25 protein-coding genes are annotated in these 25,114 nt (G+C 68.5%); 10 read left to right on the top strand and 15 right to left on the bottom strand.

Annotation, left to right across the window (positions count from 1 at the left end; all coding sequences use genetic code 11):
• Nucleotides 1–8 precede the first annotated feature (8 nt).
• The 7 genes from ACFWFP_RS06065 to hutC all read right to left on the bottom strand — a co-directional run bounded on the left by ACFWFP_RS06065 (nucleotide 9) and on the right by hutC (nucleotide 6,908).
• Complete coding sequence (locus tag ACFWFP_RS06065; protein ID WP_379293416.1) at nucleotides 9–806, bottom strand: methyltransferase family protein; 798 nt, start codon at nucleotides 804–806, stop codon at nucleotides 9–11.
• Complete coding sequence (locus ACFWFP_RS06060) at nucleotides 797–1,792, bottom strand: fatty acid desaturase (RefSeq protein ID WP_379293414.1); 996 nt, start codon at nucleotides 1,790–1,792, stop codon at nucleotides 797–799. The genes ACFWFP_RS06065 and ACFWFP_RS06060 overlap by 10 nt, the downstream gene beginning before the upstream one ends.
• 50 nt (nucleotides 1,793–1,842) lie before the next feature.
• Nucleotides 1,843–3,105 (bottom strand): hypothetical protein, encoded by a 1,263-nt coding sequence (locus tag ACFWFP_RS06055; protein ID WP_379293413.1) that lies wholly within the window; start codon nucleotides 3,103–3,105, stop codon nucleotides 1,843–1,845.
• The gene (locus ACFWFP_RS06050; RefSeq protein ID WP_379293412.1) at nucleotides 3,102–4,151 is read right to left on the bottom strand and encodes a polyprenyl synthetase family protein; all 1,050 of its coding nucleotides are present in this window, start codon (nucleotides 4,149–4,151) and stop codon (nucleotides 3,102–3,104) included. The genes ACFWFP_RS06055 and ACFWFP_RS06050 overlap by 4 nt, the downstream gene beginning before the upstream one ends.
• A 698-nt stretch (nucleotides 4,152–4,849) precedes the next feature.
• Nucleotides 4,850–5,449 (bottom strand): hypothetical protein, encoded by a 600-nt coding sequence (locus ACFWFP_RS06045; RefSeq protein ID WP_379293411.1) that lies wholly within the window; start codon nucleotides 5,447–5,449, stop codon nucleotides 4,850–4,852.
• Between the two features lie 9 nt (nucleotides 5,450–5,458).
• The gene (locus ACFWFP_RS06040; protein WP_379293410.1) at nucleotides 5,459–5,785 is read right to left on the bottom strand and encodes a hypothetical protein; all 327 of its coding nucleotides are present in this window, start codon (nucleotides 5,783–5,785) and stop codon (nucleotides 5,459–5,461) included.
• Nucleotides 5,786–6,152: 367 nt separating this feature from the next.
• The gene (gene hutC / locus ACFWFP_RS06035) at nucleotides 6,153–6,908 is read right to left on the bottom strand and encodes a histidine utilization repressor (RefSeq protein WP_379293409.1); all 756 of its coding nucleotides are present in this window, start codon (nucleotides 6,906–6,908) and stop codon (nucleotides 6,153–6,155) included.
• A gap of 85 nt (nucleotides 6,909–6,993) precedes the next feature.
• Here hutC and hutU point away from each other — a divergent pair, with 85 nt between their 5' ends.
• Nucleotides 6,994–8,670, top strand: a complete 1,677-nt coding sequence (gene hutU / locus ACFWFP_RS06030) for a urocanate hydratase (RefSeq protein WP_379293408.1) — start codon at nucleotides 6,994–6,996, stop codon at nucleotides 8,668–8,670.
• Between the two features lie 142 nt (nucleotides 8,671–8,812).
• Nucleotides 8,813–11,005, top strand: coding sequence for an RNA polymerase recycling motor ATPase HelR (helR, locus tag ACFWFP_RS06025; RefSeq protein ID WP_379293407.1), 2,193 nt, complete (start codon nucleotides 8,813–8,815; stop codon nucleotides 11,003–11,005).
• Between the two features lie 154 nt (nucleotides 11,006–11,159).
• Here the strand turns inward: helR and hutH are convergent, their stop codons facing one another.
• The gene (gene hutH, locus ACFWFP_RS06020) at nucleotides 11,160–12,719 is read right to left on the bottom strand and encodes a histidine ammonia-lyase (RefSeq protein WP_379293406.1); all 1,560 of its coding nucleotides are present in this window, start codon (nucleotides 12,717–12,719) and stop codon (nucleotides 11,160–11,162) included.
• 132 nt (nucleotides 12,720–12,851) lie between these two features.
• On the opposite strand from hutH, the gene ACFWFP_RS06015 reads away from it, so the two are divergent.
• The 3 genes from ACFWFP_RS06015 to hutG are packed head-to-tail and all read left to right on the top strand — an operon-like array spanning nucleotide 12,852 to nucleotide 16,403.
• Complete coding sequence (locus ACFWFP_RS06015; RefSeq protein WP_379293405.1) at nucleotides 12,852–14,288, top strand: purine-cytosine permease family protein; 1,437 nt, start codon at nucleotides 12,852–12,854, stop codon at nucleotides 14,286–14,288.
• A gap of 10 nt (nucleotides 14,289–14,298) precedes the next feature.
• Nucleotides 14,299–15,489: an imidazolonepropionase gene (hutI, locus tag ACFWFP_RS06010; RefSeq protein WP_379293404.1), complete on the top strand. Its 1,191-nt coding sequence runs from the start codon at nucleotides 14,299–14,301 to the stop codon at nucleotides 15,487–15,489.
• Nucleotides 15,486–16,403 (top strand): formimidoylglutamase, encoded by a 918-nt coding sequence (gene hutG / locus ACFWFP_RS06005; protein ID WP_379293403.1) that lies wholly within the window; start codon nucleotides 15,486–15,488, stop codon nucleotides 16,401–16,403. Before hutI ends, hutG begins: the two co-directional genes overlap by 4 nt.
• Before the next feature lie 13 nt (nucleotides 16,404–16,416).
• Here hutG and ACFWFP_RS06000 read toward each other — a convergent pair whose 3' ends face one another.
• From ACFWFP_RS06000 to ACFWFP_RS05990, 3 genes are read right to left on the bottom strand one after another with little or no spacing between them, the layout of a single operon-like run.
• Nucleotides 16,417–17,700 carry an SLC13 family permease gene (locus tag ACFWFP_RS06000; RefSeq protein ID WP_379293402.1) on the bottom strand — a complete coding sequence of 428 codons (1,284 nt, stop codon included), beginning with the start codon at nucleotides 17,698–17,700 and terminating at the stop codon, nucleotides 16,417–16,419.
• Between the two features lie 14 nt (nucleotides 17,701–17,714).
• On the bottom strand, nucleotides 17,715–18,173 hold the full coding sequence (locus ACFWFP_RS05995; protein WP_379293401.1) for a CBS domain-containing protein: 459 nt from the start codon (nucleotides 18,171–18,173) through the stop codon (nucleotides 17,715–17,717).
• 29 nt (nucleotides 18,174–18,202) lie between these two features.
• A complete protein-coding gene (locus ACFWFP_RS05990; RefSeq protein WP_379293400.1) occupies nucleotides 18,203–18,478 on the bottom strand; it encodes a hypothetical protein in 276 nt (91 codons plus the stop codon).
• A 177-nt stretch (nucleotides 18,479–18,655) separates the two neighbouring features.
• Here ACFWFP_RS05990 and ACFWFP_RS05985 point away from each other — a divergent pair, with 177 nt between their 5' ends.
• Together ACFWFP_RS05985 and ACFWFP_RS05980 are read left to right on the top strand one after the other, a co-directional pair.
• Nucleotides 18,656–19,672: a histidine kinase gene (locus ACFWFP_RS05985; RefSeq protein WP_379293399.1), complete on the top strand. Its 1,017-nt coding sequence runs from the start codon at nucleotides 18,656–18,658 to the stop codon at nucleotides 19,670–19,672.
• Nucleotides 19,669–20,322, top strand: a complete 654-nt coding sequence (locus tag ACFWFP_RS05980) for a response regulator (RefSeq protein ID WP_379293398.1) — start codon at nucleotides 19,669–19,671, stop codon at nucleotides 20,320–20,322. Before ACFWFP_RS05985 ends, ACFWFP_RS05980 begins: the two co-directional genes overlap by 4 nt.
• Nucleotides 20,323–20,376: 54 nt before the next feature.
• Here ACFWFP_RS05980 and ACFWFP_RS05975 read toward each other — a convergent pair whose 3' ends face one another.
• The 3 genes from ACFWFP_RS05975 to ACFWFP_RS05965 are packed head-to-tail and all read right to left on the bottom strand — an operon-like array spanning nucleotide 20,377 to nucleotide 22,602.
• Nucleotides 20,377–21,570 carry a cation:proton antiporter gene (locus tag ACFWFP_RS05975; RefSeq protein ID WP_379293784.1) on the bottom strand — a complete coding sequence of 398 codons (1,194 nt, stop codon included), beginning with the start codon at nucleotides 21,568–21,570 and terminating at the stop codon, nucleotides 20,377–20,379.
• A 10-nt stretch (nucleotides 21,571–21,580) separates the two neighbouring features.
• Nucleotides 21,581–22,063 carry a cation:proton antiporter regulatory subunit gene (locus tag ACFWFP_RS05970; RefSeq protein ID WP_379293397.1) on the bottom strand — a complete coding sequence of 161 codons (483 nt, stop codon included), beginning with the start codon at nucleotides 22,061–22,063 and terminating at the stop codon, nucleotides 21,581–21,583.
• Between the two features lie 59 nt (nucleotides 22,064–22,122).
• Nucleotides 22,123–22,602 carry a cation:proton antiporter regulatory subunit gene (locus ACFWFP_RS05965; protein WP_379293396.1) on the bottom strand — a complete coding sequence of 160 codons (480 nt, stop codon included), beginning with the start codon at nucleotides 22,600–22,602 and terminating at the stop codon, nucleotides 22,123–22,125.
• Nucleotides 22,603–22,654: 52 nt separating this feature from the next.
• Between ACFWFP_RS05965 and ACFWFP_RS05960 the strand changes: the two genes are divergently transcribed.
• Together ACFWFP_RS05960 and ACFWFP_RS05955 are read left to right on the top strand one after the other, a co-directional pair.
• Entirely contained in the window at nucleotides 22,655–22,828 is a 174-nt protein-coding gene (locus tag ACFWFP_RS05960; RefSeq protein ID WP_379293804.1) for a hypothetical protein, read from the top strand.
• Between the two features lie 38 nt (nucleotides 22,829–22,866).
• Entirely contained in the window at nucleotides 22,867–23,202 is a 336-nt protein-coding gene (locus ACFWFP_RS05955) for an STAS domain-containing protein (RefSeq protein ID WP_101468711.1), read from the top strand.
• 64 nt (nucleotides 23,203–23,266) lie between these two features.
• Here the strand turns inward: ACFWFP_RS05955 and ACFWFP_RS05950 are convergent, their stop codons facing one another.
• Nucleotides 23,267–24,304, bottom strand: a complete 1,038-nt coding sequence (locus ACFWFP_RS05950) for an LLM class F420-dependent oxidoreductase (protein ID WP_379293395.1) — start codon at nucleotides 24,302–24,304, stop codon at nucleotides 23,267–23,269.
• A gap of 149 nt (nucleotides 24,305–24,453) precedes the next feature.
• On the opposite strand from ACFWFP_RS05950, the gene ACFWFP_RS05945 reads away from it, so the two are divergent.
• The gene (locus ACFWFP_RS05945) at nucleotides 24,454–25,113 is read left to right on the top strand and encodes a cyclodeaminase/cyclohydrolase family protein (protein WP_379293394.1); all 660 of its coding nucleotides are present in this window, start codon (nucleotides 24,454–24,456) and stop codon (nucleotides 25,111–25,113) included.
• Nucleotide 25,114 lies beyond the last annotated feature (1 nt).

Raw genomic sequence — 25,114 nt, 5'->3', positions numbered from 1 at the left:
CGTGCCGGTTACCGAGACGATCGGCCGAAAATGGCGCGCACGGACGGGAAGAACGCGGGCACCTGCGCGGCGTACGCGCGATAGGACGCACCGAAACGAGCGATGAGATCGCGCTCCTCCAGGTAGGTTCCGAGCAGGATGTACCCGGTCAGCCCGAGCGCCCACACCAGGTGCCCGACGGTGAACTCGCTGGCGAACCAGAACGACACCAGCAGGCCGGTCATCAGCGGATGACGTACCAGCTTGTAGACGCCGTTCACCTGCAGACGGTCGACCGTCGCGTCCGGTACCTGGATCACGTACTGGCGGTAGGCCTGACTGATGCCGAGCAGGTGGAAGTGGTTCAGCAGCAGAGTAGCCGCGTAGACCAGCACGAAACCGATCCAGAACCCGGTATCGAGCACCACCCCGAGCGCGCCCTCGGCCGACCACAGCACGTGCGGCACCGGCTGCCACGCCAGCATGATCACCCACATCACCACGCACACGCCGATGATGTAGACGGTGCGCTCGAGCGCTTCGGGCACCCAGCGGGTGATGAACGCCTTGAACGAGGGCCGGGCCATGCCCGAGTGCTGCAACGCGAACAACCCGAGCAGCACCAGGTCGATCGCGATCGCGGGGACCGCGGACAGGTGCGGCCCCTTGTCCACCGTCTTGGGCAGCCACCAGCCGCCGGCGAACAGCAGCATCAGCGGCACCGTGATGCCGGCGAAACCGTAGACGGCGAAGGAGAACAGGAACGGGACGAGCCGCGAGGGGCTCGTCACCACGCCCCGAACCTGTTGCGGTGACATCAGATCCATGCGAACCACGGCAGGTAGCGCGAGCGAACGGTGCCCGCTTCCAGACGCGACTCCAGGCGCGCCTTCCACTTGTTGCCGTAGCCCTCGTTGAGGAAGCCGCCGGGCACGACCAGACGCCAACCCGACTGCGCCACCATCCAATACGGCACGATGACGCCAGGGTTCACATCGCGCATGTAGTCGAGCTTGTCGGGGATCTGGCTCCAGTGGATGCCGGGGTAGCGGTGGTGCACGCTGTGGTAGCCCTGGTTGAAGATCAGGAAGTTGAGGATGTTGCCCGCGTTGTTCAGCGAGGTGCTCGGCTCATCGGTGAATCCGCGCGCGGGGGCGTGGCTCAGCCAGGCGAAGTAGCCGGCGTTGACCTGGGTGATCAGGAACGGCACCCAGTAGAACAGCACGAACTTCTCGAAACCGGCGACGTACCAGACGGAGCCGATCACGACGGCGTACACCGCGAGGTCGAAGATGAACTGGTGGCGCGTCTTACGGCGACGCGGCGCCGGGTTGGCGGCGAAAACCGTGCGCACCGTGTGGATCTTGACGACCATGCCGTAGCGGACCCAGTACCAGATGGCGCCGATGCCCTTGTCCATGCCGGTGGTCGCGGTGACGTCGCCCGGGCCGTCGTTGAACCGGTGATGGTTGAGGACGTGCACCTCGCGCATCTCGGCCGCGGTCAGGTTGCCGGGCAGGCAGCACAGGATGTCGACCACCCGGTTGGGGAACTTGGACACGAACAGCGGGCGATGGGTGTGCATGTGCATCACGCCGATGGTCAGCGAGAGGTTCAGCAGCGAGAGCACGATGATCAGCGGTACCGCGAGGTACCAGGCGGAGGTACCTGGCACGAACAGCGCGGCGGAGGTCATGCCGATCCACAACGCGATGTGGAGCAGCGGGCCGACGTTGGACGCGTGCTCGAGTTTGAACACGCGCCGGCTGAACGGCGGTTTCTCTGTGGGCGCGACGGGCGTTCCGGTGCTCATAGGAGAGCTCCTTCGCTAGTAGTGACGATCATCGAGGAGGTGTTCCCCGACTACTGGTGGCTGCTGTTGTCGAGAGCGGCGAGCTGCAGCCGTGTGGCCAGCGCCCGGATCGCGTCGGGTTCGTGACTCGGCACCCGCTCCATGGCACCGAAAGCCAGGTGATCGGCGATCATCATGGTGCGGATCGCCGAGTCGGAGAGTTCGCCGGTCAGGCGGCCTTCGGGCAGGGTTTGCACCAGCGCGAAGGTGGTGTCGACGATCAGCGGCATCAACGAGGTTTCCGTCGAAGCGAGGTCGCCCGCACCGAGCACTTGCGAGGACGACGCCGAGCCGGTGGTGAAATCCGGTGAGGCGTCGAGCATTTGATGGATCGCGGCGTCGCCGCTGCGGCGCACACGCTCGAGCATCTTGGTCCAGTAGGCCGGCGAGGCGGCGGCCAGCGTGGCCGCGGCGACCGGGCGCCGGAAGGGCGCGGGCGCCCCGACGGCACCACACAGGAAGGCCGAGGTCGTGATCGTCATGTACGCCATCGCCGCCCGCGCGCCCAGGCTCGGCGTGCCGGGACCGAGCTTGGCCAGCAGCGCGAAGCCGCCGAGGGCGGGGGTGAGCTGGCGCAGCATCACCATCCGGGTGAGTTCCTCGCGGTCGGCGGCGCCGTAGATCGCGAGCTCGTTGTCGCGCAGGTCGTTGGCCGACTGAGCGATCACCGCGACACAACCGGTCAGTTCCCGCAGATCCGCCTCGGGCAGCACCTCTTCGGCGACCAGGGCACACGCGTAGTGGGTGATCCGGCCGAGCACCCCTTCGCTGTAGGCGACGCGGGTCAGCGGTGCGTCGATATTGCGCGCCATGACCCGGCCGACATCGGTGAGCACGAGCCCGACCCGTTCGCGCCCCTGCTCGGACAACGCCGCGAGCAGTGCCCTGATGTCGGCGATGCGCTCGGCGAGCACCCGGTCGACGGCTTCGCTGTCGCGAATCTTGCCCGCGAGCGCGGGCAGTGGTTCCGGGAGAGTGTCACTGGCACCGTTGAGGTAATCCACTGCCGCCAGCACGGCCCCGCCGGCTACCGCGCGATCGCTGAGATCTTCGAACGCGTCGAGCACGCGGCAGGCGAGCAGCGCCGCGGTGGCCTCGGCGCGCAAGGTCGCCGGCAACAGGCCGACGGCGATGCCCAGGTTGCGACCGGCGGGGATCAGGGCGAGCGTGGCCAGTTCCTGCGGCGACCGGGCCGCGCGCAGCGCGTCCAGATCCGGAGCGCGACGCAGGTGCCGCAGTCCGCGGATCAGGAGGGGAAGTCGTGCTGTGCTCATCGGGAGATCACCTGCTCGAGAAGTTCGCGCAGGTCCTCGCGCGCGAGGGAAGGGGGGAAGACGTCGAGGGCGCGGGTGGCCTTCTCGGTGGCGTCCATCGCGACCAGGCGGGCGGCTTTGGTGGCCCCGCTCTCGACCAGGTCTTCCTGCAGGGTCGCGCTGGAAATCTCGGCGTCCAGCCACATTTCACGGGCGCCGGGGCGGGAGCCGAGCCATTCGATGACCGGCCAGGTCGGCACCCGGCGTTCGAGGTCACCGCCGGCGTCCTTGCCGAGGCCTGGTCCGCCCTCGATGTCGCGGACGTCGTCCATGATCTGGAAGGCGAGCGCGAGCTGGTCGGCGTACTCCATCAGGGCGTAGAGCCGGTCGAGGTCGACGCCACCCGCGGTGCCGCCGTACGCGCACGACAGCCGGAACAGGGTGCCGGTCTTGGCGCCGGCCACGAGTTCGTAGTGGCGGCGCAGCGCGACCTCGTCGATCGAGGGCGGCAGGGTCTCGATGAGCTGACCGTAGGACAGGTCCGAGAGCCGGTCGGCGTAGGTGATGCCGGGCGCCTCACCGACCCGCGCGAAGACCTCGGGGTTGTCGGTCAGCACGCGGGCGACGACCTGCATCGACGCGCCGGCCAGGTGGAATCCGGCGCGGGCACTGGTGCGTACACCGAACGCGGCGGGCACCGACGGCGCGTCGCGGCGCAGCAGTGATCCGTCACAGATGTCATCGTGGACCAGCGAGGATTCGTGCAGCATCTCCATCGCGCAGGCCAGGTCGACGGCGTCGCCGAGCGGGGCGGCGGTGTCGGCGGCGTCGGGGAGCAGCCCGGCACAGGCCAGGACGAGCCGGGCCCGCACCCGCTTGCCGGGAGCGGCCAGGATGTGGGTGTAGATCGCGTCGAAATCCTCACCGGTGATGAGCAGTTCCCGCAGCCGTGCGGTGACCAGCGCCAGTTGCTCGGTCGGTCCGGCCGGTCTGGGCATGACCACCACTTGGTCGCCCGAGTGCTGGTCACCCGAGTGCTGTGCTGCGGGTAGCGCGGGATTATCCATAGCGCTGAGCTCCTTTGGTGTGGTCACGATGCGGAGAGGTTCACCGGCGACTGCCGGTCACGGGTATACGGAATTTCCGGCGGGGCAGTCGTAGGGGGTCACCTCTCGCAGCTGACGGGGTCGACCGTCCCGTTCGCTGGCTACCGACGGGTAGTTTTGTGGAGGAAGCTCGAGATGTCAAGCATTCCAACATGTTCCAAGTTTGAAACCTGCAATTGTGCTGTACCACAATGGTTTACGGCGTCTCTGGGCGGGGAAGACAGCAGATGGTGACCGTCTGCCGAATTCCGCGGCGCGGCGTAATCGCCTGCACCACAATGGATTCCGCGTCATCGCGGCAATCAGGGCGCGAATTCACGAGTCGCCGGGACGCCCGAGGTGGACACCTCGGGGGTCAACCGGCGCTGCGTGGGGGTCGACCGCGAAGCGGTCGAGTCGGAGCTCGCAACGTCAATGTTGTTGGAACACACACGATTCGGGACCAGAGTGACACGAACCGTCCGTTCGTCAACAACTCCGGTGACGGGGGCAGCTCTGTCTGAACCATACAATCCGAATCGCGTCACCGCGAGCCGAGGCGCGATCGAGAACCGACCCGAAGGTCCGGTTTCACGTCCGATGTAACGACGAAACATGCTGCAGCACTGTTAGTTTCGCTAGCGACGCGACGCGCAGCGACAGGGGCGCGACCGGGGTGGTCAGCGGGCGGCGGTGCTGCCGAGACTACCGAGGATCAGAATGTCCGGGGTCGGGTGATCGACGAGCGGGGCCGCGGACCGGGCGGCCGGGGGACGCATGATCGTGCAGCGGCGGACCAGGACAGTGCCGCAGGCGTGGACGGTGGTGGTGATCAAGTCTTCGGCCAGCGGGAGGTCGTCGTCGCGGTAGGCGTAGACCGAGAAGCGCACCGTGTGCTGGTCGTTGCGCGGGTCGACCTGCCGAACCGCTTCGGCCGGGCAGCTCGACAGGAGCATGATCGCGGCGGCCAGGTCCGCGCACGGCTCGCCGCCGACCAGCGAGCCTGCGGCGAAGGCGGCGAACAGTGTGCGCAGACACGGCTGCTCGGGTCGCTGCTGGGAGTCCTGGATCTGCGACCAGCGACGCAGGGCCGGGTGGTCGGCGATATCGGGCCTGCCCTGCCACCGTCGGCGCGCGCAGTCGAGCAGCCGGGCAGAAGTCGAGTCCCATACGTGGGGCGCCTCGATCCGGGCGACGATCCGCAGCAGGCGGCATTCGTCGGCAGCGGTGGCCACGGGCGGTTCGATGAGCGGCGTCGCCGCCTGTCGGTGCGTCTGCATGTCGACCTCCTACCGCGCGAGAGAAGAACCGAACCGGTGCTGTGTGGCGCCGTAACCGCGCCGCCACGCCAGGCGGAATGCCCACGCCGAGGCCAGGACCGACATGACGACGACGGCCGCGATCGCCCCGAAGACCACCCCGCCGGACCACCCGACACCGTCGTATCGCGCGATCAGCGCGTACGCGAAGATCGGGCCCGCGGTGAGGAACACAGGTATCAGCAAGATCAGCCCGAGAGTCACCAGGCTCGACGGCGTCATCACGGTTTTCGCTGCGGAGAAATCACGTCGAGAGATCATTGTGTGCGGCCCCGACGGCTGCGTGACTGTAGCCATTTCCGCCCTCTCCGTTACCTGAATGGAACCCAGCGAAACTATCGAGTCCCAAACGTACAGCCCCGATCCGGTCAACCGCGTACTTCGTCACGAAACAGTGATAACTCGAAACTGAACCAAATCCGAACAGGCCACTCAGCCCCAGCTCAGGGCGCTTTTACTCATTAACCGTCAATTTGCCACACCTGTTCTTCATTCAGATCGCGTAACAATTTCAGGGGACGGCGATGTCACCCTTCTCGATGAGCACGTCTTCATTACATCCGGAAGGAAAACAGTTCGACAATCCGCCTGATCAGAATCTCACCGCGCAATTGCCAAGCGGCGACAGCGGTTTCGAGTCGGGAACTTGTTCGGCGACGCGAAGTCAGCCCGGTTCGCTACCGAAGCTGCCTTCCAGCCGATTGCGGGACCCCGGGTGCACGAGCCGTGCCACGCTGACCAGCCCGCCCGACGACCAGGTGCGGCGCCGGATCAGCAGGCACGGGTCGTCGGCATCGATGCCGAGCAGCGCGCACTCCTCGCGGGCGGCCCGCACCGCCTCCACGACATGCTCGCCGCGCAGTAGTGGCGCGACCTCGCTGAGGTAGATGTTCGGGGTGACTTCGGTGAAGTCCTGAGCGAGGTAGTCGGGGGCCTGCGCCGGGTTGACGTAGCGGTCCTCGAGCTGGATCGGCACGCCGTCCTCGAAGTGCACCAGCAGCGAGTGGAATACCGTGCCGCCCATGGCATTGGCCAATTCCGCGTCGCCCGGCACCTCGGACCGCACGAACACCACCTCGGTGCGATGACGATGTCCGCGACCGGTGATCTCGTCGGCGATATTGCGCACCTCGAACAGTGGTGAGGTGGCTTTGCTCGCCGCGACGAAGGTGCCGACACCCATCACGCGGGTGAGCGCGCCGTCGGCGGTCAGGTCACGCAGGGCGCGATTGATCGTCATCCGGGACAGGCCGAGCGCGGCGACGAACTGGTTCTCCGAGGGGATCTGCTCCCCCGCGTTCCACCGGCGCGCCTTGATCTGCGCCATGATCAGCTGCTTGACCCGCTCATACGCCGCGAACTCGCTGCCGAGCTCGCCGTACAGCGCGGCCAGCTCCGCATCGACTACCTCGATCGCCACCACCGAACATCTCCTCGCCTCGCCCAGAGAATACGTTGCGCCCGAACCTTTCCGTCACTTGTATATACAGGACTATACTGGTCCCATGAACGACGCGACACAGCCTGTCTCCGGCCCCCGTCCCGTGTCCGCTCCGCGCGGCACCGAGCTGCGCACCCTCGGCTGGCAGCAGGAGGGCGCACTGCGGATGCTGATGAACAATCTCGATCCCGAGGTCGCCGAACGGCCCGATGACCTGGTCGTCTACGGCGGGACCGGGCGCGCGGTGCGCAGCTGGGCGGCCTTCGACGCGATCGTGCGAACGCTGCAGACCCTCGCCGCGGACGAGACGTTGCTGGTGCAGTCGGGCAAGCCGGTGGGGGTGTTCCGCACCAACGAGTGGGCGCCGCGGGTGCTGCTGGCGAATTCGAATCTCGTCGGCGACTGGGCCAACTGGGACGAGTTCCGCAAACTCGAGCAGGTGGGCCTGATGATGTACGGGCAGATGACGGCCGGGTCGTGGATCTACATCGGCAGTCAGGGCATTCTGCAGGGCACCTACGAGACCTTCGGCGCGGTGGCACGCAAGCGATTCGGCGGCACCCTCGCCGGCACCATCACCCTCACCGCGGGCGTCGGCGGGATGGGTGGCGCGCAACCTCTCGCGGTGACCATGAACGACGGCGTCGCGCTGTGTGTGGACTGCGATCCGGCGCGCATCGACCGGCGGATCGCCCACGGCTACCTCGACACGAAGGCCGAAACCTTGCGGGAGGCGCTGGATCTCGCCATCGCCGCGCGTGACGAGCGCAGGCCGCTCTCGATCGGCCTGGTCGGCAATGCGGCCGAGGTCTTTCCCGAACTGCTGGCCATGGGCGCACCGATGGATATCGTCACCGATCAGACCTCGGCCCATGATCCGCTGTCCTACCTGCCGATCGGGGTCGCGCTCGCGGACTGGCACACCCTCGCCGAGAAGGACCCGGTCCGGTTCACCACCGAGGCGCAGGCGTCGATGGCCGCGCAGGTCGAGGCGATGGTCGGATTCATGGACGCGGGCGCCGAGGTGTTCGACTACGGGAACTCGATTCGCGACGAGGCCAGAAAGGGCGGCTACGACCGGGCTTTCGCGTTTCCCGGTTTCGTTCCCGCCTACATCCGCCCGCTCTTCGAAGAGGGCCTCGGACCGTTCCGCTGGGCCGCGCTCTCCGGTGATCCGGCCGATATCGCCGCCACCGATCGCGCGATCCTGGAACTGTTTCCCGGCAACGACCATCTGCGCCGCTGGATCACCATGGCGGGCGAGAAGGTGAAGTTCGAAGGTCTGCCCGCGCGGATCTGCTGGCTCGGCTACGGCGAACGTCATCGCGCCGGCCTGCGATTCAACGAGATGGTCGCCTCGGGTGAGCTGTCGGCTCCCCTGGCCATCGGCCGCGACCACCTCGATTCCGGCTCGGTGGCCTCCCCCTACCGCGAAACCGAGGCGATGGCCGACGGCTCCGACGCGATCGCGGACTGGCCGCTGCTCAACGCACTGCTCAATACCGCGTCCGGGGCGAGCTGGGTGTCGATCCATCACGGTGGCGGGGTCGGGATGGGCCGTTCGATCCACGCGGGCCAGGTGTGCATCGCCGACGGCAGCGATCTGGCCGCGCGGAAGCTGGCGCGGGTACTGACCAACGACCCGGGCACCGGGGTGATGCGACACGTCGACGCGGGGTACGAGCACGCGGCCGAGGTGGCTCGCGAACGGGGTGTGCGCATTCCGATGCAGGAGAGCTGACAGACCCGGAGAACACGAGAGCCCCGGCATCGCCGGGGCTCTTTCCACTTTCAATATATAGCGTAAACAGGGACTTGCGGCAAGGCCCCGGGGGTGCTGCACAATCATCCGGTCGCACCGGAAAAAGTACAGTTAGGGGCCTATGTCAGCGCACGGGTACGAAGAGGAACGCCGATCCGAGCAAAGCTATGTCGCCGGGTTGTACTCGCGCCTCGATGCCGAGCGGGCCCGGGCGAAGGGTCGCTACAGCGCGGCGCTGCGTGCCGAGGGCGACTCCCCCATGGAGCGCGACAACGCGGTGCGGGCGCTGGGCAAAGAAGTGCAGCGCCTCGATGTGGCCGACAACGGACTGTGTTTCGGTCGGCTCGACGCGACGTCGGGCGAGCGGTCCTATATCGGCCGGATCGGGCTGTTCGACGAGTCGAACGACCTGGAACAGCTGCTACTGGACTGGCGAGCCCCCGCGGCACGCGCGTTCTATGTCGCCACCGCGGCCAACCCGGAGGGCATGCGCAGGCGTCGCCAGTTCCACACCCGCGGCCGCCAGGTGGTCGATTTCACCGATGAGGTGCTCGGCCGCCCGGACGGGAGCGAGGGCGGAACCGACGCCGCGCTGCTCGCGGCCGTCGACGCGCCGCGCGGGGAGGGGATGCGCGACATCGTCGCGACGATCCAGGCCGAACAGGACGAGATCATCCGCCTGGAGCACCCGGGCGTGACGGTGATCGAAGGCGGCCCCGGCACCGGGAAGACCGTGGTGGCACTGCACCGCGTCGCGTACCTGCTCTACACCCAGCGCAGGCGGATGGAACGCCAGGGCGTGCTCGTGGTCGGCCCCAACCCGGCCTTCCTCGACCACATCGCCCATGTGCTGCCCTCACTCGGCGAGACGAACGTCGTGTTCGCCACCACCGCCGATCTGGTGCCCGGTCTGCGCGCGACCGGGCAGGACACCCCGGAGGCCGCCCGGCACAAGGGTTCGCTGCGTATCCTCGACGTCCTCGCCGCCACGATCGCCGACCGTCAGCGACTGCCCGAGGCGCCGCTCACGATCGCGCTGACCGATGTGACGGTACGGATCGATGCCGCGACCGCGGAGTGGGCCAGGCAGGAAGGACGGGAGAGCGGGCGCCCGCACAACGAGGCGCGCGCGGTGTTCACCGAGATCATCACCTATGTCCTCACCGAGCGCGCGATCGCCCGGATCGGCGAGGGCTGGCTGACTCGCGACGACACCGAGGCGTGGGAACAACTGCGCGCCGACCTGACCCGAGAACTCGCCGGCAACGACGAGTTCACCGCGGCGCTGGACCAGTGCTGGCCGATCCTGCGGCCGGAAACCGTACTGTCCCAGCTGTACTCCTCACCCGATCGACTGCGGGCGGCGGGCGCGGACGCGTCGCTGTGGCGGGCCGGCGGTGCCGCGTGGACGATCTCGGACGTGCCGCTGCTCGACGAACTCGTCGACCTGCTCGGCCGCGACAAAGCCGCCGACGACTCCGCCGAGCGAGAGCGCAAGGCCGAGGCCGAGTACGCGGCCGGCGTGCTCGACACCCTCATCAGCCGCGAAGACCTGATGGACGACGAGGACCACCTGCTCGCCCAGGACATGCTCTACGGCGAAGACCTGGCCGAACGCTTCCTCGAGCGCGACACCCGCGAGCTCGCCGAACGTGCCGCGGCGGACCGTGACTGGACCTACGGACACGTGGTGGTCGACGAGGCCCAGGAACTGTCGGAGATGGACTGGCGGGTGCTGATGCGGCGCTGCCCGAGCCGCTCCTTCACGATCGTCGGCGATCTCGCGCAGCGCCGGTCGGCGGCGGGCGCGATCTCCTGGGCCACGATGATGGAGCCCTACGTCCCCGGCCGCTGGATCTACCGTTCCCTGACGGTGAACTACCGCACCCCCGCCGAGATCATGGCCGTGGCGGCCGATGTGCTCGCCGAGTTCGCGCCCGATGTCCGCCCGCCGGACTCGGTGCGATCCTGCGGTGTCGCGCCCTGGTCGCATCGGGTCACCGCCGACGAATTGCCCACCGCGATCGAGGAATTCGTGCGGGCCGAGGCGGGTCGCGAGGGAACGAGCATCGTGATCGGCCCGCCCGGGGTACCCGGCACGGTGCCCGCGTCGCAGACGAAGGGCCTCGAGTTCGACGCGGTGCTGGTCGTGGATCCGCAGCGCATCCTCGCCGACGGCCCTCGCGGCGCCGCCGAACTCTACGTCGCCCTCACCCGCGCGACCCAACGCCTCGGCGTCCTGCACCAGACCCCGCTACCCGAGTCGCTGCGCGGGCTCACCGAGATCGAACCGGCACAACAGCTGCGGGCGTAGCGATCTCACGCACGCGATCGCCGACTGCGGCGATCGCCTTCGCCGTCCGCTCGCGTGGGCCGATCGCCGGTGAGCGGCAACCGCGACGATGCCATCGGGCGGATCAGCGCGGGCGAGACAGCGGTCCCCGGCCAGGTTCGGTCGCGTAACCAGCTCAGCCGAGCGGGCCGGTCACCGATTCGGCGGCCGCGAGCAGCGCGCCGGATGCCGCGAGGCGGACTGCTGCCTCGATGTCCGGGGCGAGGTAGCGGTCGGGCCCCGGGCCGGGGACTCGATCGCGCAGCGCGCTCAGTACGGCAGCGGTCGCGGGCGCCGGGGTCAGCGGGGCCCGCAGGTCGAGGCCGCGGGCCGCGGTGAGGGCTTCGATGGCCAGGACCCGGGTGAGGCCGTCGAGGGAGCGGCGGAGTTTGCGGGCGGCGGACCAGCCCATGGAGACGTGGTCCTCCTGCATGGCCGAGGACGGGATCGAGTCGACCGAGGCGGGCGCGGCCAGGCGTTTGAGCTCGGAGACGATGGCGGCCTGGGTGTACTGGGCGATCATGTGGCCGCTGTCGACGCCGGGATCGTCGGCCAGGAACGGGGCGAGCCCGTGGTTGCGGGCCTTGTCGAGGAAACGGTCGGTGCGCCGTTCGCTCATCGAGGCGACGTCGGCGATCACGATGGCGAGGAAGTCCAGCACATACGCGACGGGGGCGCCGTGGAAGTTCCCGTTGGACTCGACGCGGCCGTCGAGGGTGACGACGGGATTGTCCACGGCACTGGCCAATTCGTAGCCGGCGACGCGTTCGGCGTGATCGAGGGTGTCGCGGGCGGCACCGGCTACCTGGGGTGCGCAGCGCAACGAGTAGGCGTCCTGCACGACGGTGCAGTCGGGGGTGGCGTGGCTGGCGACAATCGGCGAATCCGCCAGCACGCGCACCATATTGGCCGCCGCGATCGCCTGGCCCGGTTGCGGTCGCAGTGCTTGCAGGTCGGCGGCGAAGACCCGGTCGGTGCCGAGCAGACCCTCCACGCTCATCGACGCGGTCACATCGGCCAGGCGCAGCAGGGCGCGCAGGTCGTGGCAGGCGAGCACCAGCATGCCGAGCATGCCGTCGGTGCCGTTGATCAGCGCGAGACCTTCCTTCTCCGCCAGTTCGACCGGGGCGATACCGGCGGCGGCCATGGCCGCCGCGGCAGGTCGCAGCTCCCCGTTCGCGTCCCGGACGGTGCCCTCCCCGATCACCGCCAGGGCGACGTGGGCCAGCGGCGCGAGATCACCGGAGCAGCCGAGGCTGCCGTACTCGTAGACCACCGGGGTGATGCCCGCCGACAGCAACGCGGCATAGGTCCGCGCCACCACCGGGCGCACCCCGGTCCGGCCGGTGGCCAGGGTCGACAGGCGCAGCAGCATCAGCGCGCGCACCACCTCCCGCTCCACTTCCGCGCCCGATCCGGCCGCGTGCGAGCGAATCAGACTCCGCTGCAACTGCTTGCGTGACTGCGGCGGAATATGGCGGACGGCGAGCGCACCGAACCCGGTCGACACCCCGTACACCGGCCTCGGGTCCGCGGCCAGCGCTTCGATCCGCGCACGGCTCGCCTCGACGGCGGCGACGGCCTGTTCCGACACCACTACCGCGACGCCGGCTCTGGCCACCCGGACCAGATCCCGCGCCGATACCGGACCCGTGCCGACGACGACCGGTCCGGACCGATCCGAGTCGATGCTCACGATGCTTCTCCCCTCACTGCGGGCTACCACTTGACGTTCTTGTCTATACAGGTCTATACCTATCGTACGTGACCTGGCGCACATCCGCCGGGCCCGCGCTCCACGGCGTCACCGCAGAAAGACAGGCCGCAATTGACAGCGAACGGCACATCCGAGGATCTCCTCACCCCCGAACGCCGAACCATCGACGTCGTCCCCGACGACGAACGCCACGGCACACCCAGGAGCCAGTTCACCCTGTGGTTCGGGGCGAACATGCAGATCACGGCGGTCGTCGACGGCGCACTCGCGGTGGTCTTCGGTGCCGACGCGCTCTGGGCCATCATCGGCCTGCTGCTCGGCAACCTCGTCGGCGGCACGGTGATGGCGCTGCACTCCGCGCAAGGACCACGCATGGGCTTGCCGCAGATGATCTCGAGCCGCGCCCAGTTCGGCGTCAAAGGGGCCGTGATCCCGCTGGTGCTGGTGATCCTGATGTATCTCGGGTTCGCGGCCACCGGCACGGTCCTCGCCGGGCAGGCGGTGAACAACATGCTCCATGTCGACAACCCGGTGGTCGGCATCGTCGTGTTCGGCGCGCTCACCGCGTTCGTCGCGATCACCGGCTATCGCCTGATCCATGTGGTCGGCCGGGTGGCGACGGTGGTCGGCATCGTCGGCTTCACCTATCTGACGGTCCGGTTGTTCACGCAGTACCCGGTCGGCGACTTCGTCGGCACGACGGGATTCGACGTGGTGACGTTCCTGCTCGCGATCTCGCTCAGCGCCGGCTGGCAGCTGACGTTCGGCCCCTACGTCGCCGACTACTCCCGCTATCTGCCGCGCGGCACCAGCGAGCGCACCACCTTCTGGTCGACGTTCCTGGGCAGCGTGCTCGGTTCGCAGTGGTCGATGACCCTCGGCGCGCTCGTCGCGGCCGTGGCGGGCAAGGCGTTCCTCGCCGATCAGGTCGGGTTCCTCGGCACGCTCGCCGGGCCCGCGCTGCTCGCGTTCGGGGTGTATCTGGTGATCGTGGTCGGCAAGCTGACCGTCAACTGCCTCAATGCCTACGGCGGGTTCATGTCGATCCTGACGACCGTCACCGCGTTCGACGGGCGCTCGCAGATCTCCACCCGCGCCCGCTCGCTCTACATCGTCGGCTTCGTCGGGGTCTCGATGGTGATCGCGCTCGCGGCGAGCGCGGACTTCCTGAACAACTTCAAGAACTTCGTGCTGGTGCTGCTCATGGTGTTCACGCCGTGGAGCGCGATCAATCTGATCGACTACTACCTGATCTCGAAGGAACGCGTCGACCTGCCCGCGCTCTACGATCCGAAGGGCCGCTACGGTGCGTGGAACGTGCCCGCGCTGCTCTGCTACGGCCTCGGCGTGGCCGCCCAGGTGCCGTTCCTCGCGCAGAAGCTCTACACCGGTCCGATCACGGGCCTGCTCGGCGGCGCGGATATCTCCTGGATCGTCGGCATCGTCTTCACCGGCGCGATCTACTTCCCGATCGCGCGACGCACCAGCCGCCCGCCCGCGCGGATGATCTACCCCGCGCACACCGCCATGCTCGACACCCGCGCCTAGGAGGACTCCCGTGCCCACCACCGTGCTGAGCGATATCGGCACTCTCGTCACCAACGACCCGGCGCTGGGCGAGGGCCCGCTGGGGCTGCGGCGCGACGCCGCGCTCGTCATCGACGACGGACGGGTGGTGTGGGTCGGTGACAGTGCCGCCGCACCGGCCGCCGACACCGCGTTCGATCTCGGCGGACGCGCGGTGCTGCCGGGTTTCGTCGAATCGCATGCGCATCTGGTGTTCGCGGGCGACCGCGCCGAGGAGTTCGCGGCGAGGATGGCGGGGCGGCCCTACGCGGCGGGTGGCATCCGCACCACCATCGCGGCGACGCGGGCGGCGAGCGACGAGCAGCTCACAGCGAATGTGCGACGGCTGCTGGACGAATCGTTGCGGGCGGGCAGCACCACGGTCGAGTGCAAGAGCGGGTACGGCCAGACCGTGGCGGACGAGCTACGCAGCGTCCAGATCGCGGCCCGCTGCACCGACGAGGTGACGCTGCTCGCCGCGCACGTACCGCCACCCGAATACGCCGGGCGCGCCGACGACTACGTGACGATGGTGTGCGAGGAGATGATTCCGCGGTGCGCGCCGTACGCCCGGTGGATCGATGTGTTCTGTGAGCAGGGCGCCTTCGACCGCGATCAGGCGCACGCCGTGCTGACCGCGGGGATCGCGCACGGGCTGGTGCCGCGAGTCCACGGCAACCAGCTGCGCCAGGGGCCGGGGGTGCGGCTGGCCGTCGAACTCGGCGCGGCGTCGGTGGATCACGTGTCGCATGTGGCCCGCGCCGATATCGAGGCGCTCGCCGACAGCGACACGGTGGCGACGCTGCTGCCCGGCGCCGACTTCTGCACGCGCAACAGCTATCCCGATGCCAGAGCCCTGGTGGACGCGGGGGTCACCGTCGCGCTCGGCGCGGACTGCAATCCGGGCACCAGCTACACCACGAGCTTGCCGTTCTGTATCGCCCTGGCGGTGCGGGAGATGCACCTGACGCCCGAGGAAGCGGTCTGGGCGGCGACCGCCGGTGGCGCGAAAGCGTTGCGGCGCAGCGATATCGGTTCCCTCTCCCCCGGTTCCCGTGCCGATGTCATCGCGCTCGACGCCCCCTCGCACCTGCACCTCGCGTACCGCCCCGGCGTTGCGCTGGTCGATCAGGTGTGGCGCGAAGGTGTACTCGTCGTCACGAATCGAGAAGGGGTGCGATGACTTCCGAATCCGCCTGGACCGGTCGCGTCGACGGCGCGACACCGCAACACCTGCGCTGGCATCAGGCCGTCGCGCCGTACCAGCCGGGCAACGATCCCGGCGCGTGTGTTTTCGTCGGTTTCGCCTGCGAGGAAGGAGTACGCCGGAACAAGGGCCGTCTCGGAGCGGTGGCGGGGCCGGACGCGCTGCGCGGTGCGCTGGCACCGATGGCGCCGGCCACACCACTGCACGCCTTCGACGCGGGCACGATCGCCGTCACCGGCGACCAACTGGAGGACGGTCAGCGGCGACTGGGCGCGACGGTGTCCGCGCTGCTGGACGACGGCGCTTTCCCGGTCGTGCTCGGCGGCGGCCACGAGGTCGCCTACGGCACCTACCTCGGGCTGGCCGGATCCGCTCGCCGCGTCCCTGGCAGCGTCATCGGAATCCTCAACCTCGACGCGCATTTCGACCTGCGCCCCGATCCCGTGCCCAGTTCCGGCACCCCGTTCCGGCAGATCCTCGAGACCGACGACGACGTCCGGTACGCCGTGATAGGGGTCAGCCAGCCCAGCAACACCCGGATCCTGTTCGACACCGCGGACAGATTCGGGGTGCGCTATCTCCTCGACGACGACTGTGAGCCGACCCGCGTCGCCGCCTTCGTCGACGACTTCCTGGCCGGGATCGATCTGCTGTATCTGACGATCGATCTCGATGTCCTGCCCGCGGCGGTCGCCCCCGGCGTGAGTGCGCCCGCGGCGTACGGTGTCGCGCTGTCCACGATCCAGGCCGTGTGCGACCGCGTCGCCGCCTGCGGCAGACTCGTCGTGGCCGATGTCGCCGAACTGAATCCGCGCCTGGACATCGACCATCGCACCGCCCGCACCGCCGCCCGGCTGATCCACCGGATTGTCACCCGGCACGTCCGGTGAGAACGGACGGGACTCAGAAATACCGGATCCAGACGTAGATCCAGGCGATGAAGCTGCTGAGCATCGTGACCAGCATGCCGTACTTGGTGAACTGCCAGAAGGTGATCCGCTGCCCCGCGCGGGCGGCGATCCCGAGGGCGACCACGTTGGCGCTGGCCGCCACCGCCGTGCCGTTGCCACCGAAGTCGGCGCCCAGGGCGAAGGCCCACCACAGTGACTGCCCGGTCGCCGGATCCGGCGCGCCCGCGACGATGTCCTCGACCACCGGCGCCATGGTCGCGGTGTAGGGAATGTTGTCGACGAACGCGCCGAGGATCGCCGAACCGAACACCAGCGCGGTCGCGGCCAGGAAATAGTTGTCACCGACCCAGCCGATCGCGGCGTCACCGATGGTGGCGATCACCCCGGTGTGCACCAGGCCCGCGACCATCACGAACAGGCCCATGAAGAACACCAGCGTGGGCCACTCCACCTCCTGCAGGACCTCGCCGATGTCGAGGCCGGAGACCAGCACCATGATGCCCGCCCCGACCAGCGCGATCACCGACGGCGCGACGTGCAGCACGCTGTGCAGACAGAAGCCGACGACCACTCCGGTGAGCACGATCATCGAGCGCACCAGCAGTCTCGGATCACGGATCGCGCGCCGTTCCTGCAGCGCCATCACCGCGTCGACGGAGGTGGGATCGGTGCGCAGCGCCGAGCGGAACAGCACCCGGGTGAGCGCGACGAACAGCACGAAGGTGATCACCACGATCGGCGCCATGTGCACGAGGAAGTCGTTGAACGTCAACCCGGCCCGGCTGGCGATGATGATGTTGGGCGGGTCACCGATCAGCGTCGCCGCGCCGCCGATATTGGACGCGAGGACCTCGGCGATCAGGAACGGTTGCGCGGCGATGCCCAGGCGCCGGCACACCACCAGCGTCACCGGGGCCACCAGCATGATGATGGTGACGTTGTCGAGAAACGGGGACGCGACCGCGGTGATCAACATCAGCATCACCATCAGGCGATACGGGTTGCCCCGCGACCGTTTCGCCGACCAGATCGCGAGATAGTCGAACAGGCCGGTCTGCTTGATGACACCGACGATGATCATCATCCCGAGCAGCAGGAAGATGACGTTCCAGTCGATGCCCTCGTGGGCCGAATAGAAGACCTCGTCGCCGGGGATCAGGCCGAGCAGCGCCATCGCCCCCGCGGCGATCAGAACGGTTTTGACCTTGTCGGCTTTCTCCGTGGCGATGAAGAAGAACGCGACAACGAAGATGATGACGGCAAGCGCTGCGGCCATGCGCGGCGTGGCGTTCAGTCGCCGGGGCCGACGACGGCGAGGCTCGACAGCAACCGTTCCAGGGTGATCGCGCCGCGCAATGTGCGCGAGCGGTCGACCACGGCGATGAGCGGACTGTGCTTGCGCGCCATCAGGATCGCGATTTCGAGCAGGGTCGCGTCGGGGGTGACGGTGACCGGTTTGCTCGCGCCGTCGGGCAGGCAGTCCCCGACGGTGAGGCTGCCGGGTTCCTGCCAGAACAGGTCGGCGTGCACCTCGTCGATCGTGCGGACCAGTGACGGGTCGTCGTGATAGGAGGCGGGAATCGCCAGGCGCAGCACCTGGGTTCCCGGCAGGACCGCCACCGGCCGGTCGAGTTCGTCGACGACGATCAGACCGGGCAGCCGGTTGACGACCATCAGCCGCACCGCGCGGGCGACGGGGTCGCTGGTGCGAACGGTCGGCAGGTTCATCGCGATATCGCGTGCGCGCATGGCATGGCTCCGGGGGGATTCGACGGTGCTCACGGGTGGGCCTGCCGTCCGGTCAGGTGGTCCAGGCGTTGTTCCAGGCGAGCGAGCCGGTCGCCGAACGGCCGCGACCGCATCAGCTCGGCGACCTGGTCGGCCTCGTCGGGTTCCAGCTCGATGTCGACCGTGGGCTCGTCACCGCCTTCCGCGTAGGCGAGCAGGCGTCGCGCGCCCGACGAGTGCGTCAGCAGGGCGAATCGGATGCCGTGGCGAGTGTGGAAGCTGTGCAGCACACCGGCTCCCGGGATCGTCGTCCGGTCGATGTCCATGGCCGGCGGTCCTTCCTCGGATCGTCGAAAAGCGTCTGATCGAAGTCTGGTTCGCGCAGGTGGCGGGCACTATCGGCCGTGACACCCATTTCCTCGGGCCCGCGGCGCCGGTACCCGGGTGCGGGATGGGTGCTGGGCACCATGGACAGAACGCGGGGGGGCCAGCATGCTGGTGTCATGAACCGTCTCGCAGCGCTGCGAGCAGGACGCTCGCGGCGAATCCGAACGCCGGTGACGGCGTTGTTCTGGCGGATCTGCTTGCTCAACGGCGTGATCTTCACCCTCGGCACGCTGATCTTGGCCTTCTCCCCGGCCACGGTGTCGGCCCGGCTGCGCCTGACCGAGGTGCCGGTGCTGGTTATCGGGCTCGCGGTGATCCTGACGGCGAACGCGGTGGCGCTGCGTACCTCGCTGGCTCCGCTCGACGAGCTGGTCGCCTCCATGCGCCGCGTCGACCCGCCCCGGCGCGCGGTCCGCCTCGAGCGCGGTGCGAGCGGGGACTTCCACCAGCTGATCGAGACCTTCAACGCGATGCTCGACCGGCTGGAGGCCGAACGTTCGGTCGCCGGTGGGACCGCGCTGGCCGCGCAGGAAGGTGAGCGGCGCCGCATCGCCCGCGAACTGCACGACGAGATCGGCCAGAGCCTGACCGTGGCGCTGTTGCGACTCAAACGGGTCGTCGACCGGGCGCCCACCGACCTGCGCGAGGAGGTCGAGCAGGCGCAGGAAACGGTGCGCGGTTGTCTGGACGAGGTGCGCGGGATCGCGGCGCGGCTGCGGCCCGACGTGCTCGAAGAACTCGGCCTGCACAGCGCGATCACCGCGTTGTGTCACGAATTCGGCCGCACGGCGGGCATTTCCGTGCGTCGCGAGGTCGACCCGGCGATCAGCCGCCTCGACCCCGACATCGAACTCGTCTGCTACCGGGTTGCCCAGGAGAGCTTGACGAACGTGTTGCGCCACGCCGACGCCGACGAGGTGACCTTGCTGATCGCCCCGAGAGCCGACACCGTGCTGCTGCGGGTGACCGACAACGGTCGCGGTGGCGCGGTCGAGGACGGGGCCGGCATCCGCGGGATGCGCGAGCGCGCGATGCTGATCGACGCCACGCTCACCATCACATCCCCGGCCTCGGGCGGTACCACGGTCGAACTGATCGTCCCGGTCGCCGCACGCGAAGGAGTGCCGGCATGAGCGCGCCGACCCGGATCCTGCTGGCCGACGACCACGCCCTGGTGCGCAGCGGGCTGCGGATGATCCTGGACAACGAACCGGACCTGCTCGTGGTCGCCGAGGCCGCCAATGGGCTGGACGCGGTCACCGCCCTCGCCGGCGAGGGCATCGACCTGGTGATCCTCGACATCGCCATGCCGCGGATGACCGGTATCCAGGCTGCCCGCGAGATCACCAGGAACAACCATCCGGTCCGCATCCTGATGCTGTCGATGTACGACAACGAGCAGTACTTCTTCGAATCGCTGAAAGCGGGCGCCTCCGGCTACGTGCTGAAGTCGGTGGCCGATCGCGACCTCATCGAGGCGTGCCGGGCCACGATGCGCGGTGAATCGTTCCTCTACCCGGGCGCGGTCACCGCACTCGTGCGCGACTACCTGCAACTCGCCCGGCAGGGCAGCGCGTTGCCGGAAACGATCCTCACCCCGCGCGAAGAGGAAGTGCTCAAGCTGATCGCCGAGGGGTACTCGGCGCGCGAGATCGCCGCCGAGCTGGTGATCAGCGCGAAGACCGTCGACCGGCATCGCGCCAACATCCTGCAGAAACTCGGCCTGCGCGACCGGCTCGACCTGACCAGATACGCCATCCGCGCCGGATTGATCGAGCCGTGAGAACGCCGAAGGCCCCCGCGCCGGACGATCGCGCGGGGGCCTGGACACGGGTCGTCATTCCGCGTGCGGGTCGACCTTCACCCGTTGCTTGCGACCGGCCACCAGCCGCATCACCGGTTCCACGATGCGGGCCCCGATCGGGCCGATGATGGCCATCAGCAGCACATACGTGGTGGCGAGAGCGGCGAATTCGTCGGGCACCGCACCCGCGGCCACCGCCAGACCGGCGATGACGATCGAGAACTCACCGCGCGCGACCAGCGCGGTCCCCGCGCGGGCGCGGCCCAGTGGCGAGGCCCCCGCCCATTTGGCCGCCCACCAGCCCGTGGCGATCTTGGTGACCGTGGTGACCACCGCCAACAGCACCGCCCAGCCCAGCACCGGCGGAATACTCGCCGGATCGGTACTCAGACCGAACAGCACGAAGAACATCGCCGCGAACAGATCACGCAACGGTTCGAGGATCTTGGTGGCATCGTGGGCGGTCGAATCCGAGATCGCGATACCGAGCAGGAAGGCACCGACCGCCGCCGACACCTGCACCGCGGAGGCGATACCCGCCACCAGCAGCGCCGAACCGAGCAGCTTGAGCAGGAAGATCTCACGATCCTCACTCGCCACGATCGCCGAGACGTATCTGCCGTATCGCAGCGCGACGATGAGCACCAGGGTCACCGCGACCAGCGCGATACCGACCGTGGTCATCCCCGCCACGAATCCGACACCGGCCAGCACCGCGGTGAGCACCGGCAGGTACACCGCCATCGCCAGGTCCTCGAACACCAGGATCGACAGGACGGTCGGCGTCTCCCGGTTGCCCAGACGGCCCAGGTCGTTGAGCACCTTGGCGACGATTCCGGAGGACGAGATGTAGGTGACGCCCGCCATCGCGATCGCCCCCGTCGGCCCGAGGCCGAGCATCAGCGCCACGATCACCCCGGGAGTCGCGTTGAGCACCAGGTCGAGCAGGCCCGCGGGCCACGATTTTCGCATGCCGGTGACCAGTTCACCGGCGGTGTATTCCAAACCGAGCAACAACAGCAGCAGCACGACGCCGATCTCGCTGGCGATGTGGATGAAGTCCTCCACCTCGTGCAACTCGATCAGACCGCCCGTGCCGAAGACCAACCCCCCGAGCAGGTAGAGCGGGATGGGCGAGAGGCCGATGCGGGCCGCGATCCGCCCGAGCACCCCCAACCCGAAGAACACAGCCCCCAGCTGGATCAATGCCAGCGCGGTTCCACTGATCTGCACCGGCTCAGCCGTCGGTCAGGATCGAAGCGGCGGCATCGAGTCCGGCATTGGTGCCGACCACGACGACCATATCGCCGCCGGCGAACACGAACTCCGGTCCCGGCGATGCCAGGACCTGGCCCGCGCGCAGAACCGCCACGATCGAGGCGCGGGTCTTGGTCCGCAGCTCGGTGTCGCCCAATCGTCGTGACGCATAGGGCGAGTTCGGCGGTATCAGCATCGACCGCGTGCTCACCCCGTCGAGTTCGCGATGTTCCTCGCGCAGTTGCGCGACCAACTGGGGTGCGCCGAGCAGGCTCGCCAGCGTGCGGGCTTCGACAGCGGACAGGGGAATCTGGACGGTTGAATCCGGGTCGCCGACCTTCGTGAAAATCAGATCGGTACCACCGTCGCGGTGGTCGACGATGCCGATCCGGCGGTCCACCTTCGACAGTGAAAACTCTTTGCGGACACCGATTCCCGGCAGGGACGTCACTTCTACATTCATGGGATCACCTAACCTCAGCTAGGGATACCTTACCTGCCCTTTACTATCCGCAGAGATTGTCAGCCGGCGTCGAGGAGCCGTCCCGCCGCGTCGAGACCCTCGTCGGTGCCGACCACAACGACCAGATCACCGGGGATGAAAGTGAAATCGGTTCCCGGCGACGGAGTCACCTCACCCGCGCGCACCACCGCGACGACCGAGGCTTTGGTGCGCGTCCGCATCTCGGTGTCGCGCAACGGCCGACCGTCGAACGGGCTGCCACGATCGATCGCGAACTGCCTGGTCGACAGCTCGCCCGCACTGTGGATCTCGCGCGTCTTCTGCACCACCTGCGGTGCGCCGAGCAAGCCGGCCAGCACGCCGATCTCGGTGTCGGACAGGGGAATCGAGGTGGTCGAGTCGTAGTCGCCGGCTCGCGAGACGACCAGGTCGACGGAGCCGTCGCGATGCTCGATCACGCCGATCCGGCGGCGCGCCTCCGCCAGCGGAAAGTCCTTGCACACGCCGATTCCCGGTAAAGGCGTCACATCGATGTTCACGCCCTCACAGTACGACCAGATGGGAATAACACCAGCCCCTACCCTGAGCCGTGTGGGCGCCTCGATCCGCGCCGGGGTGGACCCGCGGGCCGGGCTGGTCGCCTCGTTCACCAGGGCGGTGACGATCGCGTTCCCCGCCGGAGCCGGGGCCGACCATGGCGATCCCGTGGCGAGCACCCGCGGTGGCTTGCGTATTCGGGCAAAGTTGTGTGTTGTTGAACAGTGACCAACTCTTCCGGAGACGCGTATCCACTCACGGACACGATGACCACCACGACGGCGGTACACGACGGCGTCACGGTGCTGACGGTGACCGGCGAGGTCGACCTGGCGACCGCACCCGCGCTCGATGCCACCATCGAGGCCATCCTGGCCGAGAAACCGGCGGCGCTGGTGATCGACCTGACCGCGGTCGGATTCCTGGCGTCGGCGGGCATGGCGACGCTGGTCGCCGCCCATCAGCGGGCAGGCGAGACCACCTCGATCGCGGTCGTGGCAGACGGACCCGCCACCAGTCGTCAGCTGAAGATGACGAGCCTGGACCAGGTGTTCGCCATGCACACCACCCTGGATGCCGCCTTGGCGTCGTTCACGTCCTGACACACGACACACGCGCCGCCGCCCGGGTATCTCCGGACGGCGGCGCGCTTGTCGTCGGTGGGTGTCAGCAGAGCGAGCGCAGCTGCTCGATCAGCTTCACCCGGCCTGCCGCGTTCTCGGCGATCGGCGTGACGTTGAGCGTGGTGACGCCCGCTTCGGCCATCGCGGCGATGCGCTCCTTCACGAAGCTCTCCGGGCCGATCAGCGACACGTCGCGCACCAGCTCGTCGGGCACGGCCTGGGTCGCGGCCTGCTTGTCGCCTGCCAGGTACAGCTCCTGGATGCGGTCGGCGGCCTCGCCGTAGCCGTACTTGGTGGCGAGGGTGTGATAGAAGTTCTTGCCCCTGGCCCCCATGCCGCCGATGTAGAGCGCCAGATGCGGCTTCACGAACTCGAGCAACGGGGTGACGTTCTCACCGATCGCCAGCGCGGGACCGGCGAAGATGTCGAGCTCGCCCAGCGCGGGATCACGCTTGGCCTTGCCCGCCGCGAGCGCGTCGCCCCACACGTCCTTCGCCTTCTCCGGCAGGAAGAAGATCGGCTGCCAGCCGTTGGCGACCTCGGCGGCCAGCTCCACGTTCTTCGGGCCGAGCGCGGCCAGTAGCACCGGAATGTCCGCGCGCACCGGGTGATTGATCAGCTTGAGCTCTTTGCCGAGGCCGGTGCCACGCTCGGCGGGCAGCGGGATCTGGTAGTACTTGCCCTGGTAGTTCAGCTTCTCGCGGCGCCACACCGTGCGGCAGATCTCGAGCAGTTCGCGGGTGCGCCCGATCGGGGCGTCGTAGGGGACGCCGTGGAAGCCCTCGATGACCTGCGGGCCCGAGGCGCCGATGCCGAGGATGAAACGGCCGTCGGAGACGTAGTCCAGGCCCGCCGCGGTCATCGCGGTGAGGCTGGGGGTCCGGGTGTAGAGCTGCAGGATGCCCGAGGCCAGCTGCACCCGCTCGGTGCGGGCGGCCAGGAAGCCCAGCGCGCTCACCGCGTCGAACGAGTACGCCTCCGGCACGAAGACGATGTCGAGGCCTGCGCGTTCCAGGTCGGCTACCTCGGCCGCCGTCTCCTTGAAACCGTCCGTGTAGTTGATGCTCAATCCGATCCGCATGCACCCAACATAGACCCGGACAACGCGCCGACCCCGACCGGTCGGTCTGTCGGCGCAGGTGCTGGTCGCGCGGGGTGCGTGGACGGCCACGCGGTAGCGTTGGGAGAAGATTCCACGCAATTCTCGCCGCATCGAAAGGCCACCCCGTCGTGTCGCAGCCCACCGTGTCGCCGCAGCAGATCGCCCCCTCCTTCGGTTCGGTGACCTTGGAGCACTACCTGTCGGAGCTGGCCGCGAAGGTGCCCGCCCCCGGTGGCGGGGCAGTGGCCGCGCTGCACGCCGCACAGGCCGCCGCGCTGGTGGCGATGGTGGCGCGCTACACCACCCGTGCCAAGGACGCGCAGAACCGGCCGGTGATCGACCAGATCATCACCGCCGCCGACGCCGCGCTGGCCAGGTCGCTCGCGCTCGCCGACGCCGACGCGGCCGCGTTCACCGCCGTCGGCGCCGCCTACAAGCTGCCGAAGGACACCGACGCCGAGATCGCCGCCCGCACCGCGGCGATCAACGCCGCACTCGTCGAAGCCGCCCGCGTGCCCGCCGCCGTGGTCGACGAGGCCGACGAAATCCTCTCGCTGGCCGCCGAACTGCTGCCGATCGGCAATCCGAACGTGGTCACCGATATCGGCGCCGCCGCCGACGCCGCCCGCGCCGCGGCGATGAGCTCGCAGCTCAATATCGAGATCAACGTCGGCTCGCTGCCCGCCGACCTCGGCGATCCGTTCGCCGCCGCGCTGTTGCGCGTCGACACCATCGCCGCCCGCGCCGACGCCCTGCACGGCGACGTGCTGCACGCGGTCCGCGGCTGAG

Source organism: Nocardia sp. NPDC060249 (assembly GCF_042728755.1).
GTDB lineage: Bacteria > Actinomycetota > Actinomycetes > Mycobacteriales > Mycobacteriaceae > Nocardia.
Note: the sequence above shows the minus strand (reverse complement) of the source record. Positions and strands in the feature narration are given on the sequence as shown.